Here is a 17,180-nt window from a genome sequence, read left to right as displayed (position 1 = left end):
CCATAACACGCACCCGATTGGCGGTGTTCATCTCCTCGATACCCAGTGTTCCACCAGTGCGGAACGGATCAGTTGATCAAACTCTGCCAGTTCGACGGCACCCGTTCCCGCGGTCCGGGAACCGTCTGGTCGAGTGGATGATGCTGCGGCGGAGCAAGTTCGGGGCCGTCGTACATCTGCTCGTCCGCGTAGTTGTAGAACCATTCTTCACCGGGTTCGAAGCTCCGCACGAATTGATGCCGGGTGGACTCGGCATGCTTGCTGGCGTGCTGCGAGGGCGATGAATCACAGCAACCGATATGACCGCACTGCGCACACCGACGCAGGTGTACCCACCAGCCCTCCGTCTGCGTGCACTCGACACAGCCGGGCCCCGACGGCGGAACGGCAGGGTCGATACCTTCGATGGTCATGATGCCTCCTCGACAGCGGGTTGGACGGGCAGTCTCACGATGAAGCGCGTGTTTCCAGGTTCGGACACCACTTGCAGATCACCCTGATGTTTCTTCACCACGATGCGCCACGAGATGTCCAAGCCGAGACCCGTACCCTCGCCCACGGCCTTGGTGGTGAAGAACGGCTCGAAGATGCGGGACCGAATATCCTGCGGCACACCGGGTCCGGTGTCGCAGATCTCGATCTGCACCTGATCCTCGTCCAACGACGTGCGCACCGTCAAAACCCCCGACCCATCCATCGCCTGCACGGCATTGTCGATCAGGTTCGTCCACACCTGATTGAGTTCGGCAGCGTAGGCAGGGATGGGCGGCACCGCCGGATCGTATTCTTTGACCACCGCGATGTCGTCGCCGATCTTGCGGCCCAACATGATCAGTGTGCTGTCGAGCAGTTCCCGCACATCCACGGTCTGGTACGGCGCACGGTCCATCTGTGAGTACTGCTTCGCGGCACCGACGAGCGTGGTGATTCTCGTGGTCGAATCCGCAATCTCGTTCATCAGCAGCTCTGTTTCGACCGTGTAGTTGAGCCACCTGATCGCGCCCTCGAGCATGGCCGGATCGTCGACGGTCGCCGATACCCGATCGAGCCACGGCACATCGAGTCCCGCGGAGACGAAAGTGGGGGCCAGATCCCATCCGTCCCGAATATCTTTGTCCTCGAACCATTCTCCGAGTTCGTCCTCGCGGTCCGACGCCTCCATGGCCGTCAACTTGGGCGCCTTGGCCACCAACTCCACGGCCTCGTTCTGCAGTTCGACCAGACGCGCCAGGCTCGCACGGTCGAGGGTGCCGCCGGCGATCATCGCCAACTTCTGCCGCATGTGCGCCACCCGATTGCGCAACGCGGACGTCGCCCGCACCGCGGCCGCGGCCGGATTGTTGAGCTCGTGCGTCAACCCTGCCGACAGAGAACCCAACGCCAGCAAGCGCTCTCGCTGTTCCACCACTTGCTTGGTGTTCTGATTTCCGAAGAACAATCCTTCGAGCAGATGCAGAGCCATCGGGAACCATTCCCGCACTATGGACGCGAAACAGTCTGCGTCGAGCACGAAGAAGCGCGAGGGCTCACTCACCCGCATCGAACCCTGATACGTCTGCGGCACCCGATCACCCAGATACGCCTGCCACGCACCGGCATACACCCCGCGTTGCGAGGTTCTGTTGATCACCAGATCCTCGCCGCCCGAGAGTTTCGACAGCACCACGGCACCGTCCATCAAGACGTAGAAGCACGTTGCCGGGTCGCCTTCGGCGTACACCGGCCCCGGTTCGATGGTCTCGATGCGCCCGTCCCGACACAGCTCAGCCAACTGAGAGTCGGTGAGATGCTCGAACAGAAACAGCGTCCGCAGCTCCTCTGGATCACACGCGGGCGTGTTCATGGGTTCGCCAGATATCTGTGCACCAGCATCACGGCCATCGCTCCTTCTCCCACTGCCGACGCGACGCGTTTGGCCGAGTCGGATCGAACGTCGCCTGCCGCGAACACCCCGGGCACACTGGTCTCGAGGTGATGCGGCAGACGATCCCGCGTCCACCCGGCAGGTCCGCGTCCGTCCACGACGAGGTCCGGCCCGGTCACAACGAATCCATGGTCGTCCCGAACGAGCACTCCGTCGAGCCACTCGGTACGCGGGGCAGCCCCGATGAACAAGAACAGGTACTGCGCGTCGACGGTCGAGGTCTCGTCGGTGGCCCGGTCGCGAAGCGTGATCGACTCGAGGTGACCGTCGCCTGCCACGCCCGCGACCTCGGTACACGGCCGCACGCTGATTTTCGGATTCTCCTCGATCTGCTTGATCAGGTAGTACGACATCGACGCTTCGAGCGAGGTTGCCCGGATCAAAATGGTGACCGACCTGGCCCCGCGCGAGAGGTACACCGCTGCCTGCCCGGCCGAGTTAGCGCCGCCCACGATGTAGACGTCCTGCTCGGCGCAGCGCGCGGCCTCGGTCATCGCCGAGCCGTAGAACACGCCCCGGCCGGTGAAGTCGTCTATTCCGGGTGCGTCCAGCCTGCGATAGGCGACGCCGGTGGACAGAATGATCGTCTGCGCACTGATGCTGCGGCCGTCCGCGAACCGCACGGTACGCGCGGCACCGTTGACGTCCAGACCCACCACGTCCTGAGTGGTGACGACCTCGGCACCGAACTTCAACGCCTGCCGCCGGGCTCGTTCGGCCAACTGAGCGCCCGAAACCCCGTCGGGAAATCCCAGATAATTCTCGATGCGAGAGCTCTGTCCGGCCTGACCACCGGTCGCGGTCCGCTCGATCAGCGTCGTTCGTAAACCTTCGGACGCGCCGTACAGTGCCGCTCCAAGTCCAGCAGGGCCACCGCCGATCACGACGAGATCGTAGAACTCCTCGGACGGCGACACGGTCAGGCCGAGCCGGTTGCCCAGCTCGGCATCGGACGGTTCGATCAGCGCATCACCCTCGGTGGTGATGACCACCGGCAGACGGTCGTCCGCCACGCCTGCCGCAGCCAACAGTCGAGCGCCCTCGGACTCGTCGGACATGTACCAGCGGTAGGGCAGCTGATTGCGGGCGAGGAACTCGCGAATCTCCGACGACCGAGCAGACCAGCGATGGCCGACGATCTTGGTGTCCTCGACGGCTCGGTGGTCATAGGCGCACCAGGCCTCGAGTTGAGCGTCGAGCACGGGGTAGAGCTTTTCCTCGGGCGGATCCCACGGCTTGAGCAGGTAGTAGTCGAGATCGATGACGTTGATGGCGTCGATCGCCGCGTCGGTGTCCGCGTAGGCAGTGAGAAGAATGCGGCGGGCCGTCGGGAAGAGGTCCATCGCTTGTTCGAGGAATTCCATGCCGCTCATCAGGGGCATGCGGTAATCGGCCAACAGAATGGCGACCGGAGTGCCGCGCAGCGTGAGTTCCTTGAGTGCGTCGAGTGCCCCGGCACCGGATTCGGCGCGCACGATGCGGTACTGCTCGCCGTAGCGGCGGCGCAGGTCGCGGGCAACCGATCTCGATACTCCGGGATCGTCGTCGACACTGAGAATGACCGGTTTCATGACCCTCCAGAAGTGGTGCTCACCAACGTCATGAGCATGCCACCGGCTCGCCCCGAATGGGAGGCAAGCGGGCCTGGAAACAGCGGGGTCAGACTCGGCCGCGTCTGATCAGATCGAGTTCGTGGGGGGTGAGGAGTCGTTCGAGCTTCTCGGCCGGCCAGGTGCGCGGGCTCCCGCTCATCCTGGCGGTCTTCAACAGGGGTAGATCACTGCTGGTACGACGCATTATCGACTGTAATTTCACGGTGGATCACTCCGAACAATTTCTTCGTTGGTCCCGACACTCCGCTTGCTACATCGATCAGTGTCCGCTCGGTGTTAACGCCGCGGTGGGATCTCGTTCGGCGTTTCGTGGTGAAACACAGTTTCTCGGGCCCCTTCTCGGGGTAAACATCTCCTCAAATCAACTGATCGGGGAACGTTAGTGAACACGTCGGGCAAATCCACTTCAGGACATGCGCAATCCGGAAAATCGATGGCCGATTCGGTCCAGAACAACGGTGCATTCGAGAAGGCGGCCCGGGCCGGCCACTTCGTCAGCGGAGTGCTGCACATCCTCATCGGTTACATCGCCATCCGGTTGGCCTTCGGCCAGGGCGGTAACGCCGACCAATCCGGTGCACTGGCCGAACTGGCCGAGAAGCCTGGCGGCAAAATCGCACTGTGGGTTGCCGTCGTCGCCTTCGTGGCGCTGGCCCTGTGGCGCATAGTCGAGGCGATCGTCGGCAAGAAGTCCGACGCCGACGAGGGTAGTGCTCTCGATCGACTCAAGGCCGCTGCACTGGCCGTCGTCTACATAGCGTTCGCGTTCTCGACCTACGGCTTCGCGACCGGTTCCGGGAAATCCAGCGGCCAGCAGAACGCCGGCTACTCGGCCCGGTTGATGGAATCCGGCGGCGGCAAGCTGGTGCTGATCGTCGTCGCTCTCGTTGTCATCGGTGTGGGCGGCTACCACGTCTACAAGGGCGTCTCGAAGAATTTCCTGGACGATCTCGAGGGCCACCAGGGTGGAGCCGTCGTCAAGCTCGGCATCGCCGGATACGCAGCCAAGGGCACAGCGCTGGTCGGGGCCGGAATCCTCGTCGGCGTGGCAGTTCTGCAGTCCGATCCGTCCAAGGCCACCGGAATCGATGGGGCCGTCAAGACACTGGGTGCCCAGCCCTACGGCCAGGTGCTGCTGATCCTCGCCGGGGTGGGAATCGCGCTCTATGGGGTGTACGCATTCGTGCTGGCTCGCTTCGCTCGCATGTGAACGAAAGTTCGTAGCGGGCTACGAATTACCGCTCACCTGGGTGGTCAACTGTGTTCGCTGACACATAGGATGCGCACGATTGAGTGTGACAGTCGGTTGCACTTACCTCATTACCAGGAGTGCCACGTTGAGCAAGACTCTCGAAGCCACGATCGATATCGCCGCGAGCCCGGAGACCGTCTGGTCGATCGTCTCCGACCTCCAACGCATGGGTGAGTGGAGCCCGCAGTGCAAGAAGATGAAGGTCTTCGGCGGACCGGTCGGCAAGGGCACCAGGACGCTCAACGTCAACCGCAAGGGTCTGCTCGTCTGGCCGACGTCGGCGAAGGTCGTCACCTTCGAGCCCAACTGTGAACTCGCGTTCCGGGTCGTGGAGAACAAGACGATCTGGTCGTACACCCTGACGCCCACGGCCACCGGGACGACCGTCGTCGAGAAGCGTCAGGCACCCAGCGGCACGTCCGCGGTCTCGTCGCTGCTGGTCAAGCGCATCCTGGGTGGGATCGACGAGTTCGACGTCGAACTGGTCGAGGGCATGAACAGCACACTGCGTCGCATGAAGGCCGAAAGCGAAAAGTTGGGCCGAAAATAAATATTCTCAGGAATGTTTCAGGTTTGTTTCTCTCGGGCATCCGGCGTTTCGACAAGCAAACGACACGAACGGAAAGTGGGGGCAACTTATGTTGGGTCTCGGAATCATCGGCTGGATCATCATCGGCGGACTCGCAGGTTGGATCGGCAGCAAGATCATGAAGACCGATGCTCAGATGGGCATCATCCTGAACATCGTCGTCGGCATCATCGGTGGCCTCATCGGTGGATACCTGCTCAAGGTCTTCGGCGTCGACGTCGAAGGTGGCGGACTGATCTTCAGCTTCATCACCTGCATCCTCGGCGCATGCATCCTGCTCTTCCTGGTCAAGCTCGTGACAGGTCGCAGCAGCCGCGTCTGATCGACTCGCAGCTCCCGACTGCCGGGGCACCTCACGTACGCTGTGAGGGCCTCGGCAGTCGTGCATCTGCACGTCGACTGCTGCACGCAACACGACCTGCCGACACCTGAACGACAAAAAAGTTAGAGGAGACCGTGGCACGCCGTCCCGCCCCGATTGGTCAACCGCCCCGCACGGGAGTGGCTCACATCGTCGATTTGGTTCGTGAAACGGTTCCACCACTACACCCCGCGGGACTTACCTTCGTGGGTGGTCCGCTCGCCGTCGCAGTGCTCGGCCGCCGCTCCAAGTGGGTGCGCAACGCCGGCCTCGTCGCTGCTGGAGCCTGTGCCACCTTCTTCCGCCACCCGTCACGGGTGCCACCCAATCGCCCCGGCGTCGTCGTTGCCCCGGCCGACGGCCTCGTCACACTCGTCGATACTGCAGTACCGCCGGCCGAGCTCGATCTCGGCTCCGAGCCGGTCCCACGCGTGAGCATCTTCCTCTCGGTCCTGGACGTTCACGTTCAGCGTGTTCCCGTCGGCGGCCGAGTGCTGGAGGTCGTTCATCGCCGCGGCCAGTTCAAATCGGCCGATCTCGCCGAGGCCAGCGAAGTCAACGAACGCAACAGCATGCACATCAGGACCGACTCAGGTCAGGACGTCGCCGTTGTGCAGATCGCCGGTCTCATCGCGCGACGCATCATCAACAACGCCAAGGTGGGCGACACTCTCTCGATCGGCGACACGTACGGCCTGATCCGCTTCGGCTCACGCGTCGACACCTACTTCCCCGCGGGCACCACGCTCCTGGTCGAACGCGGCCAACGCGCAGTCGGTGCCGAGACGGTCCTCGCCGAGCTCTCGCAGTAGACACCGACATGATCACCAGACGCGCCAAGCCGCCTGCTGCCATCCGTCTGCTCCCGTCCGTCGTCACGATTCTCGCGCTGTGCTCCGGCCTGTCCGCGGTCAAGTTCGCCCTCGACGGTCAGCTCGGCACGGCACTCGCCATGATCGGTGCCGCCGCAATTCTCGACGCGTTGGACGGGCGAATCGCGCGGCTGCTCGACGCCACCAGCAAGATCGGTGCCGAGCTGGACTCACTGTCCGACGCCATTTCGTTCGGCGTCGCCCCGGCACTGGTCCTGTACGTCACGTTGCTCGAGGGCAGTAGCGGCGGCTGGATCGTCGCACTGGTCTACGCGGTGAGCATCGTGCTTCGGCTCGCCCGCTTCAACACGTTGCTCGACGAGGACGACACCCCCGCGTACGCCCGCGAATACTTCACTGGCGTTCCCGCACCCGCCGGTGCACTCATCGCGCTGGCCCCGATCGCCGCGTTCGAGGAATTCGGCGACGGCTGGTGGGCGTCGTTCTATGTCGTGGCCGGATGGTCGATCGTGACCGCCGCTCTGATCGTCAGCCGCATTCCCACCCTCGCGCTCAAGACCGTCTCGGTTCCGCCGAGGCTGGCGGCCATCCTGCTGGTTCTGGTGGCTCTGCTCGCCGCCGCGCTCATCACTTTCCCGCTGGTTCTGCTGATGGGATTGGTGCTGGCCTATCTCATCCACATCCCGTTCGCGGTGCGGTCACAGCGCTGGACTGCCGCGCGCCCGTACACGTGGGACGCCAAGCCTGCGGAGCGTCGAGCGGAGCGACGGGCCATCCGCCGCGCCCCGGGTAACAACCGCCGGTCCCAGGCACGACTGGGACTGCGTCGGCCACGTAGCTGACAACCGCATTAGGTTGGACGTGTGACCGCATCCCGAACTCCCGAGCTCGTTCTCACTGCACGCCTCAACACCTCGGCGGCCGATGCCAGGCGCGGAGTGGTGCGACTGCATCCGGAGGTACTCGCGGCCCTCGGGCTACGGGAATGGGATGCGCTGTCGCTCATCGGATCTCGACGCACTGCCGCCGTTGTCGCAGCGGCTCCCGAGGGTTCGCCGCAGGGCACCGCACTACTGGACGACGTCACGCTCTCCAATGCCGGTTTGCGCGAAAATGCCACTGTCGCAGTCGCGCCCGTCACCGTCTACGGGGCCAAGACCGTCACGGTGACCGGCTCTGCGCTCGCCACCGGCTCCATCTCCGACGCCACCCTGCGACAAGCGTTGCTCGGCAAGGTGCTGACGGTGGGCGACACGGTGTCGCTACTCCCCCGCGATCTGGGCCCCGGCACGTCGACGAGTTCGGCGACGCAGGCACTGTCGAGAACGTTTGGAGTGGCGTGGACCACCGAACTGTTGACGGTTTCCGCCGTCGACCCGTCGGGTGGGCCGGTGAGCGTTCAGCCCAACTCGGCGGTCGGCTGGGGCACCGGCACCGTGACCGCCTCCGGCGCAACACCATCCGCGGCGATACACCCTGGACGAGATTCCGTGAAAAGGGCCGCTCTCCCACGCGTGAGCGCTGCCGATCTGGTGGGCGTGAGCGCACAGTCGGCCAAGCTCACCGAGTGGCTGCGGTTGGCTCTGGACGAATCGGAACTACTGGCCACACTCGGTGCATCGCCGCATCTGGGAGTGCTGATCACCGGGCCGGGCGGAGTGGGCAAGGCCACGCTGGCCCGCGCGGTGATCGGTGAGCGAGCGTGCGTTGCACTGGACGGTCCGTCGATCGGCGCACTCGAGGCGGCCGCTCGCGTCGAGCGGGTCACCGCGGCGGTGGACGAACTCGCCGGCTCGGGCGTTCTGCTGATCACCGACGTCGACGCCCTGTTGCCGTCCGATCCCGAACCGGCGTCCACCTTCGTGCTCGACGTACTGCGCCGGGCCGTCGACACTCCCGGTCTGGCGCTCATCGCAACGACCGCGCATCCCGAGGCCACCGACGCACGGCTCCGGGGTCAGGACCTGTGCGATCGCGAGCTCACCCTCACCCTGCCCGACGCCGCCGGTCGTAAGGGACTGCTCGAACACCTGCTGAAGAAGGTGCCGCAGGGCGACGTGGATCTGGGTGAGATAGCTTCGCGAACACCGGGTTTCGTGGTCGCAGACCTGGCCGCTTTGACGCGGGAGGCGGCGCTGCGGGCGGCTGCGCGCGCGTCGAACGATTCGGCCGCGGCCTCGTTGACGCAGGACGATCTGGTGGGCGCTCTGCAGGTGATCCGCCCACTCTCGCGTTCGGGGAGCGAGGAGTTGGCCATCGGTAGCCTCACGCTCGAGGACGTCGGCGACATGGTGGAGACCAAACAGGCACTCACCGAGGCGGTCCTGTGGCCGCTTCGACATCCGGATTCGTTTGCGCGTTTGGGAATCGAGCCGCCACGCGGGGTGCTGCTCTACGGTCCGCCCGGCTGCGGCAAGACGTTTCTGGTGCGGGCACTGGCCAGTTCCGGTCAGCTCAGCGTGCACTCGGTCAAGGGCGCGGAGCTGATGGACAAGTGGGTCGGCTCCTCGGAAAAGGCTGTCCGAGAACTGTTTCAGCGCGCCAGGGACTCTGCGCCCTCGCTGATCTTCCTCGACGAGGTGGATGCCCTGGTACCTCGGCGCGGGCAGAGCTCGGATTCAGGCGTCGGCGATCGGGTGGTAGCGGCACTACTGACCGAACTCGACGGCGTCGAACCGTTGCGCGACGTCGTGGTACTCGGTGCGACCAACCGACCCGATCTGATCGACCCGGCCCTGCTGCGGCCCGGCCGACTCGAGCGTCTGGTGTTCGTGCCGCCGCCGGATTCCGATGCCCGAGTGGACATCCTGAAGGCGTCGGGCAAATCCATTCCGCTCGCCGCGGACGTGGATCTGGAGGCGTTGGCGCGCGATCTCGACGGCTACTCCGCCGCCGATTGCGCGGCGCTGTTGCGCGAGGCCGCGCTGACGGCGATGCGTCGGTCGATGGATGCCGCCGACGTCACGGCCGCCGATGTCGCCACCGCTCGGGCGACGGTCAAGCCGTCACTCGATCCCGAGCAGGTGGCGCATCTGCGGGCCTACGGGTCGTGAACGGAAATTCGTAGTGGGCTACGAAGTTCCGTGCACGTGCGGCGAAGCCGCTCTCACTTCCAGCGGGCGAGGACCTCTTCGGCGCGCTTGGCGAGCACCATCTGGAAGATCGGTCCGAAGCTGATACGACCGACACCGAGGGATGCGAAGTGCGACAGATCGCCCTCGGCGGGGTTGGCGATGGCATTGATCGGGAGCGGGAGTTCCTCGGCCAGACGCTTGTAGTCGGCGTCGTTGTGGAAGCCGACGGGGTAGAGCGAGTCGGCTCCGGCTGCGGCGGCCAGCTTCAGGCGGGCGATGGCGCGGTCGACGCGATCGTTCTCGTCGCCGATCTCCTTGACGAACAGGTCGGTGCGGGCGTTGATGACGACGTGGACGTCGGTGGCGTCGGATGCTGCGCGCAGAGCTCCGACGAAGTCGGCGTGCTCCTGTGCTTCACGGAGCCGTCCGCCCTCGCTGTGCACGGTGTCCTCGATGTTGAGGCCGACGGCTCCGGCCGAGATGAGGCCGTCGATCAGGCGCTTGGGGTCCTCGCCGTAGCCGGATTCGATGTCGACCGAGAGCGGCGCGTCGACGGCTGCGGAGATCTGCGAGATGCGGGCGAGGAGTTCGTCGAAGGTGATGCCCTCGTTGTCCGGCTTGCCGATGGAGTCCGAGACGGGGTGACTGCCGACGGTCAGCGCGGTGAATCCTGCGGAGACGGCGAGGTTGGCGGACCAGGCGTCCCACACCGTCGGCAGCACGACCGGGTTGCCCGGCTTGTGCAGCTCGAGCAGGGTGGTGGCTTTCTGGGACAGGTTCGTCATCGAAGACTCCTTCGCGGTGGTTGTGGAGAACGTACGTTCTCTCGGTCACCAACGTACGCGATTCAGTCGACTAAATCGAGTGCTTTCATCCGGTCGAACACCATCAGAGATCCCGGAGCGACGTCGGGCATCGCCGCGTACTCGTCCCGGGTGAAGTACCTGATCTCGGCTATTTCGCTCGTCGGCGACGGTTCGCCGACCAGATCGGCCAGAAAGCATGTGATTTCGAGCGGTGTACCCGCCGGATGCCCCCAGGCCTCGCACTCGAACACTCCGAGGAGTCGAGCACCGATCACTTCCGCGTCGAGTTCTTCTCTGATCTCCCGGTGCAATGCCTGCTCTGCAGTCTCACCCGGGTCGATTTTGCCGCCGGCCATGTAGAAAGCGGATTTGCCCACCGATCGCGTCTGAATCATTCGACGGTCCCGAACGAAGGCCAACCCGGCCGTCCGAATGAGCCTCTTCTCGTTCACGGGCACTGCTCCCCTTTCCCGCGTACGTCCGATTTGTACCGCTGGGTCCGCCGCCGACCACGCAAAGTAGGATGGAAACCGACAACGTCAGGTGCCACCGTTCGGTGGCCGGTTCGTTTTTTCTCAAAGCCATAGGTCGAATTTCACACAGATTTCAAGACCCTACTCATCGCCGCCCTACGACCACCGCCCCGGCCTCGCCGCCGATGCGACCCGAGACGACGGAGTGATTTTTGCTCGCCATTCTTCTTGCGCACACCGCAGCCGCGCTGCTTGCGCCGCTTCTCGTCCGGTGGTGGGGTCGCAGTGCGTTCTTCCCGCTCGCACTCGTTCCCCTGCTGAGTCTGATCTGGGTGTTCAGCAACTGGAACACAGAGCAGAAGCTGAGCATCGAGTGGGTTCCCGGCCTGTCCATGAACATCGATATGCGCTTCGACTCACTCGCCGCCATCATGTCGTTGCTGGTGCTGGGCATAGGCGCGTTGATTCTGCTGTACTGCGCCCGCTACTTCGAGGACGACGAGCCACGGCTCGGCCTGTTCGCCGCCGAGATGGTCGCATTCTCCGGGGCCATGTTCGGCCTGATCACCAGCGACAACATGCTGGTGCTCTACATCTTCTGGGAAATCACCACCGTCCTGTCGTTCCTGCTCGTCGGTCACTACGCCGAACGGGCGTCGAGCAGGCGCGCGGCCACCCAGGCTCTGCTCGTCACCACCGCAGGCGGATTGGCGATGCTGGTCGGCATCATCGTCCTCGGCCAGGCCGCCGGGACGTACAACCTGTCCGAGGTCGTCACGAACGCCCCCGGCGGCTGGCTCCCCGGCGTGGCGATCGTGCTCATTCTGATCGGCGCACTGAGCAAATCGGCGATCGTGCCGATGCACTTCTGGCTCCCGGGTGCGATGGCCGCCCCCACACCGGTCAGTGGCTATCTACACGCGGCGGCCATGGTGAAGGCCGGCATCTACCTGGTGGCTCGCCTCGCACCGGGTTTCGCAGACTCGGGCCCGTGGCGCGCGACCATCATCAGCTTGGGACTGCTGTCGATGATCCTGGCCGGGTGGCGAGCACTCCGAGCCTTCGACCTCAAGCTCATCCTGGCGTTCGGCACCGTCAGCCAGCTCGGCTTCCTGATGGTGTTGGTCGGCATCGGCTCCGAAAAAGCCATGCTGGCGGGCCTGACGATGGTGATCGCGCACGCGATGTTCAAGGCAACGCTGTTCATGGTCGTGGGCATCGTCGATCACACCACTGGTACGCGCGACATCCGCAGGCTCGCTCACCTGGGCAAGAAGGCACCGTGGCTCGCCGCCGTCGCAGCGCTCGCCGCCGCCAGCATGGCCGGCTTACCGCCGATGATCGGTTTCGTCGGCAAGGAAACAGCCCTGTCCGCGGTGATCAGCACTCCGACGCTGAATCCCACGGTCGCCGCCGTCGTCGTCGCCGGGTTGGTCATCGGGTCGATCCTCACGGTCACCTACAGCATCCGATTCGTGTGGGGCGCGTTCGGCCGCAAGCAGCTCAAACGACCGAGCCCATCGGTGAAAAACATGCACGCACCGTCCGCACTGTTCCTGGCCGCGCCGGCATTTCTGGCCGTCCTCGGTGTGGTCGCCGGCTTCGCCTCATCGGTCGTCGACCGCATCGTCAGCCCCTACGCACGCACCCTGCCGTCGTACGGGCAGGAGCCGTACCACCTGGCGCTCTGGCACGGGTTCAACCTGCCGCTGGCGTTGACCGTCGTCGTCGTCACCGGCGGCGTCGGACTGTTCGTCGCCCATCGCGTGGTTAACCGACTCAAGTTCGAGCACCCACCGCTCGGTAACGCCGACCGCATCTACGACAACGTCCTCAAGTTCATGGACACCCTGTCCATCCGGCTCACCGGCACCACCCAGCGCGGTTCACTTCCCCTCACCCAGGGCACCATCTTGCTGACCCTGGTTCTCCTGCCGATCATCGTGTTGATCGTCGGGCAGGAACCGGGTCTGGACTACACCCTGTGGAACACCCCGCTGCAGCTGGTCATCGGAGTGATCATGATCGCCGGCGGCCTCGGCGCAACCGTCATGCGCAACCGCCTGGCCAGCGTCATCCTCGTCGGACTCACCGGCTACGGCTGTGGCGTCATCTTCGCCATCCACGGTGCTCCCGACCTCGCCCTGACTCAGTTCCTCGTCGAAACCCTGACCCTGGTGGTCTTCGTGCTGGTGCTGCGCAAACTACCGGCCGAGGTCGACGACCGGGGCTCGGCCGGATCTCGCGGACCGCGTGCCGCGCTCGCCGTCGCCGTCGGTGCCACCGTCAGTGTGCTCGGCGCATTCGCGATGAACGCGCGCAGCGCAGCTCCGGTATCCCTGCAGTTCCCCGAGGCCGCCTACGAGCTGGGCGACGGGAAGAACATCGTCAACGTGATCCTCGTCGACATCCGTGCCTGGGACACCCTCGGCGAAATCTGTGTCCTGCTCGTGGCCGCAACGGGCGTGGCCAGCCTGGTCTTCCGCAACCGGCGGTTCGGCAGCGCTCCGCGGGTGTCCGACGCCCCCGCATCGAGCTCGGATGCGAACGACACGGCGGAGACGACGTGGCTCCTCGGCGGCGATCTGATCGATCCACGACACCGTTCGTTGATTCTCGAGGTCACCACGCGGTTGATCTTCCCGACGATCATGGTGCTCTCGATCTACTTCTTCTTCTCCGGCCACAACGCCCCCGGCGGCGGTTTCGCCGGTGGTCTGACGGCCGGCTTGGCGTTGGTACTGCGGTATCTCGCGGGTGGCCGCTACGAGCTCGGCGAGGCGGTGCCGATCGACGCCGGAAAGATCCTCGGTCTCGGGTTGATCTTCGCGGCCGGCACGGCGGTGGCGTCGATGTTCCTCGGCGCACCGGCGCTGTCCTCGGCGACGCTCGAAGTGACGCTGCCGATTCTCGGTGACATCAAGCTCGTCACCGCATTGTTCTTCGACCTCGGTGTGTATCTCATCGTGGTCGGGTTGGTACTCGACGTGCTGCGCAGTCTCGGCGCACGTCTCGACGCACAGGTGGAAATGCAAAGCCAAGGCCGAGTGAGCGCCCCATGACCGCTGATCTCGGCATGCTCGTCATCGTCGGCGTGCTCGTCGCCGCCGGTGTCTACCTGCTTCTCGAACGAAGCATCACCAAGATGCTGCTCGGCCTGTTGCTGTTCGGAAACGGCGTCAATCTGCTGTTGCTCACCGTCGGTGGGCCGGCCGGTACGCCGCCCATCGTGGGCCGGGACAATTCCCTGGGCCAGGGCATGGCGGATCCGTTGGCGCAGGCGATGATCCTGACCGCGATCGTCATCACCATGGGTATCGCGGCCTTCGTGCTCGCACTCGCCTACCGATCGTTCACGCTCAACACCAAGGACGACATCGAGAACGACCCCGAGGACACCAAGGTCTCGCTGCGCAGGTCGATGGCCGAGGCACCCGACCGCGACCGCTCCGACGACCCGGTGACGGGCGAACCGAGCTTCGGCGGCGATGCCTTCGACTCGAAGGGCAACCCGATTCCGATCGAGCAGATCAAGAATCTGGAAGACCTCGAGTGCTACGAGGATCTGCACGACGGCGACTTCGACAACGACGACGACAACCCCCAGCTCCGCGGGCTCGACGGGCTCGATACGGCCGAGAAGGACGACAGCCGCCCCGAGGACCGCAGCACCGACGACACGAAGGGAGACGACAAGTGACGATCTCCCCGGGCGTGATCGACGCCCTGACGCCCCTGCCCGTGCTCATTCCGATGCTCGCCGCAGCTCTGACACTGGTGCTGGGCCGCAAACCGCGGGCTCAACGATTCATCACCATCGTCGCGCTGACCGCCGTGGTCGCGATCTCGTCGATGATGCTCTACCTCGCCGATCGCGACGGCACCAGCGCGCTTCAGGTCGGCGGTTGGGATTCACCGCTCGGCATTTCGCTTGTGGTGGACCGACTTTCGGCGATGATGCTTGTCGTCTCCTCGGTCGTGTTACTTGCGGTCATGGTGTACTCGATCGGTCAGGGTATCCGCGACGGCAGTGAGAATCAGCCGGTCTCGATCTTCCTGCCGACGTATCTCGCGTTGACCGCAGGTGTGTGCAACGCGTTCCTGGCCGGCGACCTGTTCAATCTGTTCGTCGGCTTCGAGGTCCTGCTGGCGGCCTCGTTCGTGCTCCTCACTCTGGGTGCGAGTGCCGACCGCGTGCGTGCAGGCGTGTCGTACGTGATGGTGTCGATGGTCTCGTCGCTGATCTTCCTGATCGGTATCGCGCTGGTCTACGGCGCCACCGGAACGCTGAACCTGGCCCATATCGCGGTGCGGATGGACGACATCCCGTCGGGCACGAGAACCGCGATCTTCGCCGTGCTGCTGGTTGCGTTCGGGATCAAGGCCGCGGTGTTCCCGCTGTCGACGTGGCTTCCCGACTCCTACCCCACCGCACCGGCCCCGGTCACCGCGGTGTTCGCCGGTTTGCTCACCAAAGTCGGTGTGTACGCGATCATTCGCGCACACACCCTGCTGTTCCCGGACGGCTCACTCGACAACGTGCTGATGGTCTGTGGTCTGCTGACGATGCTCGTCGGCATCCTCGGCTCCATCGCGCAGAGCGACATCAAACGACTGCTCTCGTTCACCCTCGTCAGCCACATCGGCTACATGATCTTCGGTGTCGCGCTGTCGACGCAGTCAGGACTGTCGGGCTCCATCTATTACGTCGCGCACCACATTCTGGTGCAGACGACGCTGTTCCTCGTCGTCGGTCTGATCGAGCGTCAGGCCGGTTCGTCGTCGCTGCGGCGGCTCGGCGGTTTGGCCGCGGCCAGCCCCGTGCTGGCAATCGTCTTCCTGGTGCCGGCCCTCAATCTCGGTGGCATTCCACCGTTCTCGGGCTTCATCGGCAAGGTTGCACTGCTGCAGGCCGGCAGCGAACAGGGCAGCGTGTTGGCCTGGTTGCTCGTCGCTGGCGGCACCGTCACCAGCCTGCTGACGCTGTACGTGGTGGCGCGCGTGTGGACCAAGGCGTTCTGGCGGGCTCGCGCCGACGCCCCCGAGGGCGATCTGGCGGACAACAGCCCGTCCGCTCTACTCGACGACTCGTCGGACATTCAGTTCGGTGACCGCGAGGACGTCGGCCGGATGCCGGCGTTCATGTTGATCCCGACCATCGGCCTCGTCGTCGTCGGCCTGGCGATGACGGTGTTCGCCGGCCGCATCATAGACATCAGTGACCGCGCCGCAGCGGACCTCCGCGATCGCTCGGTGTATATCGACGCGGTGCGCGGTGCGGAATTCGTCGGCGATCAGGCTTACGAGCAGGCTCGTGCAGACGAGGAGGGCACCCGATGAAGATGAAGATGGACCGCTCGATTCTGCTGCGTCTATGGACCCTCGCCTGGTTGACGGCTATCTGGGTCCTGTTGTGGGGCAACGTTTCTGCCGCGAACATCCTCGGCGGTATCGCGGTGGGACTACTCATCATGGTGCTGCTGCCGTTGCCGCGGGTTCCGGTCGAGGGCCGCATCCACGTGTTCTCGCTCGTCAAACTCGCCGTCGTATTCCTCTACTACGCAATCGAATCCAGCGTCAGTGTCGCCTGGTTGGCGATCAGGCCCAAGGCCCCGCCGGTCACCGGAGTGCTGCGCTGCCGCATCGCGATCAAGTCCGATCTGGTGCTCACGCTGTTCGTCGATGCGATGAACCTGGTGCCCGGCACGATGGTGCTCGAGATCGATCGAACCCGACGCCTGTTGTACGTGCACGTGCTGGACATGGGTACCCAGAAGGCAGTCGACGGCTTCTACGCCTACGTCCGGCATCTGGAGAAGCTGTTCATCGCCGGCTTCGAGCGTGATTCCGACTGGAAGCCCAGCCCCCTGCACTACCAGGAGTACGAGCGGTACCACGGGGTGCTCGGTGACGACCCCGTCGAGGCCGATTCGGACGCTCCTCGGGACGACAAGAAGACCGATGACAAGAGGAAGGGGGACTGGTCGTGACCGTTGTTCTCGCAATAGCCGGCGTCCTCCTGATCGCCGCCGCGATCCTCACCGCGTTCCGACTGCTCGACGGCCCCAGCACGCTCGACCGACTCGTCGCGATGGACACGATTCTTGCCGTCTCCATGTGTGGCCTCGCCGTCTGGGCCGTCTACAGCCGCGACACCACGCTGGTACCGGCCATCGTCGCGCTGTCGCTGGTCAGCTTCGTCGGGTCGGTCAGCATCGCACGATTCCGGGTGAGGGACGAATGAGCATTCCGGTG

General features: G+C 64.6%; 16 protein-coding genes. 11 read left to right on the top strand and 5 right to left on the bottom strand.

Annotated elements, in window-relative coordinates:
- Positions 1-68: 68 nt before the first annotated feature.
- The 3 genes from AC5WEY_RS22260 to AC5WEY_RS22250 are packed head-to-tail and all read right to left on the bottom strand — an operon-like array spanning position 69 to position 3,495.
- A complete protein-coding gene (locus AC5WEY_RS22260; protein WP_495647583.1) occupies positions 69-413 on the bottom strand; it encodes a UBP-type zinc finger domain-containing protein in 345 nt (114 codons plus the stop codon).
- Positions 410-1,843: an ATP-binding protein gene (locus tag AC5WEY_RS22255; protein ID WP_495647582.1), complete on the bottom strand. Its 1,434-nt coding sequence runs from the start codon at positions 1,841-1,843 to the stop codon at positions 410-412. Before AC5WEY_RS22255 ends, AC5WEY_RS22260 begins: the two co-directional genes overlap by 4 nt.
- The gene (locus AC5WEY_RS22250; protein ID WP_495647581.1) at positions 1,840-3,495 is read right to left on the bottom strand and encodes an NAD(P)/FAD-dependent oxidoreductase; all 1,656 of its coding nucleotides are present in this window, start codon (positions 3,493-3,495) and stop codon (positions 1,840-1,842) included. The genes AC5WEY_RS22255 and AC5WEY_RS22250 overlap by 4 nt, the downstream gene beginning before the upstream one ends.
- Before the next feature lie 475 nt (positions 3,496-3,970).
- Between AC5WEY_RS22250 and AC5WEY_RS22245 the strand changes: the two genes are divergently transcribed.
- From AC5WEY_RS22245 to AC5WEY_RS22220, 6 genes are all read left to right on the top strand, one after another.
- The gene (locus AC5WEY_RS22245) at positions 3,971-4,747 is read left to right on the top strand and encodes a DUF1206 domain-containing protein (RefSeq protein WP_495647580.1); all 777 of its coding nucleotides are present in this window, start codon (positions 3,971-3,973) and stop codon (positions 4,745-4,747) included.
- Positions 4,748-4,874: 127 nt separating this feature from the next.
- Complete coding sequence (locus AC5WEY_RS22240; protein WP_495647579.1) at positions 4,875-5,339, top strand: SRPBCC family protein; 465 nt, start codon at positions 4,875-4,877, stop codon at positions 5,337-5,339.
- Between the two features lie 88 nt (positions 5,340-5,427).
- Positions 5,428-5,700, top strand: a complete 273-nt coding sequence (locus tag AC5WEY_RS22235) for a GlsB/YeaQ/YmgE family stress response membrane protein (RefSeq protein ID WP_057475051.1) — start codon at positions 5,428-5,430, stop codon at positions 5,698-5,700.
- Positions 5,701-5,834: 134 nt separating this feature from the next.
- Positions 5,835-6,551: a phosphatidylserine decarboxylase gene (locus AC5WEY_RS22230; protein ID WP_495647578.1), complete on the top strand. Its 717-nt coding sequence runs from the start codon at positions 5,835-5,837 to the stop codon at positions 6,549-6,551.
- Between the two features lie 8 nt (positions 6,552-6,559).
- Positions 6,560-7,414, top strand: coding sequence for a CDP-diacylglycerol--serine O-phosphatidyltransferase (pssA, locus tag AC5WEY_RS22225; RefSeq protein WP_057475049.1), 855 nt, complete (start codon positions 6,560-6,562; stop codon positions 7,412-7,414).
- A 21-nt stretch (positions 7,415-7,435) separates the two neighbouring features.
- Positions 7,436-9,625 carry an AAA family ATPase gene (locus AC5WEY_RS22220; protein WP_495647577.1) on the top strand — a complete coding sequence of 730 codons (2,190 nt, stop codon included), beginning with the start codon at positions 7,436-7,438 and terminating at the stop codon, positions 9,623-9,625.
- A gap of 53 nt (positions 9,626-9,678) precedes the next feature.
- Here AC5WEY_RS22220 and AC5WEY_RS22215 read toward each other — a convergent pair whose 3' ends face one another.
- Together AC5WEY_RS22215 and AC5WEY_RS22210 are read right to left on the bottom strand one after the other, a co-directional pair.
- Positions 9,679-10,431 carry an isocitrate lyase/PEP mutase family protein gene (locus AC5WEY_RS22215; protein ID WP_495647576.1) on the bottom strand — a complete coding sequence of 251 codons (753 nt, stop codon included), beginning with the start codon at positions 10,429-10,431 and terminating at the stop codon, positions 9,679-9,681.
- Between the two features lie 62 nt (positions 10,432-10,493).
- Positions 10,494-10,904, bottom strand: coding sequence for an NUDIX hydrolase (locus AC5WEY_RS22210; protein WP_327213056.1), 411 nt, complete (start codon positions 10,902-10,904; stop codon positions 10,494-10,496).
- A gap of 233 nt (positions 10,905-11,137) precedes the next feature.
- Between AC5WEY_RS22210 and AC5WEY_RS22205 the strand changes: the two genes are divergently transcribed.
- The 5 genes from AC5WEY_RS22205 to AC5WEY_RS22185 are packed head-to-tail and all read left to right on the top strand — an operon-like array spanning position 11,138 to position 17,169.
- Positions 11,138-13,987 (top strand): Na+/H+ antiporter subunit A, encoded by a 2,850-nt coding sequence (locus AC5WEY_RS22205; RefSeq protein ID WP_057475046.1) that lies wholly within the window; start codon positions 11,138-11,140, stop codon positions 13,985-13,987.
- Positions 13,984-14,625 carry a Na(+)/H(+) antiporter subunit C gene (locus AC5WEY_RS22200; protein WP_057475045.1) on the top strand — a complete coding sequence of 214 codons (642 nt, stop codon included), beginning with the start codon at positions 13,984-13,986 and terminating at the stop codon, positions 14,623-14,625. The genes AC5WEY_RS22205 and AC5WEY_RS22200 overlap by 4 nt, the downstream gene beginning before the upstream one ends.
- A complete protein-coding gene (locus tag AC5WEY_RS22195; RefSeq protein WP_495647575.1) occupies positions 14,622-16,265 on the top strand; it encodes a Na+/H+ antiporter subunit D in 1,644 nt (547 codons plus the stop codon). Before AC5WEY_RS22200 ends, AC5WEY_RS22195 begins: the two co-directional genes overlap by 4 nt.
- An 8-nt stretch (positions 16,266-16,273) precedes the next feature.
- Positions 16,274-16,915, top strand: coding sequence for a Na+/H+ antiporter subunit E (locus AC5WEY_RS22190; protein WP_371832580.1), 642 nt, complete (start codon positions 16,274-16,276; stop codon positions 16,913-16,915).
- Positions 16,912-17,169, top strand: a complete 258-nt coding sequence (locus AC5WEY_RS22185; protein WP_032401073.1) for a monovalent cation/H+ antiporter complex subunit F — start codon at positions 16,912-16,914, stop codon at positions 17,167-17,169. Before AC5WEY_RS22190 ends, AC5WEY_RS22185 begins: the two co-directional genes overlap by 4 nt.
- Positions 17,170-17,180 lie beyond the last annotated feature (11 nt).

Source organism: Rhodococcoides sp. S146-33 (assembly GCF_059489205.1).
This window is presented reverse-complemented; position numbering and strand designations above follow the sequence as displayed.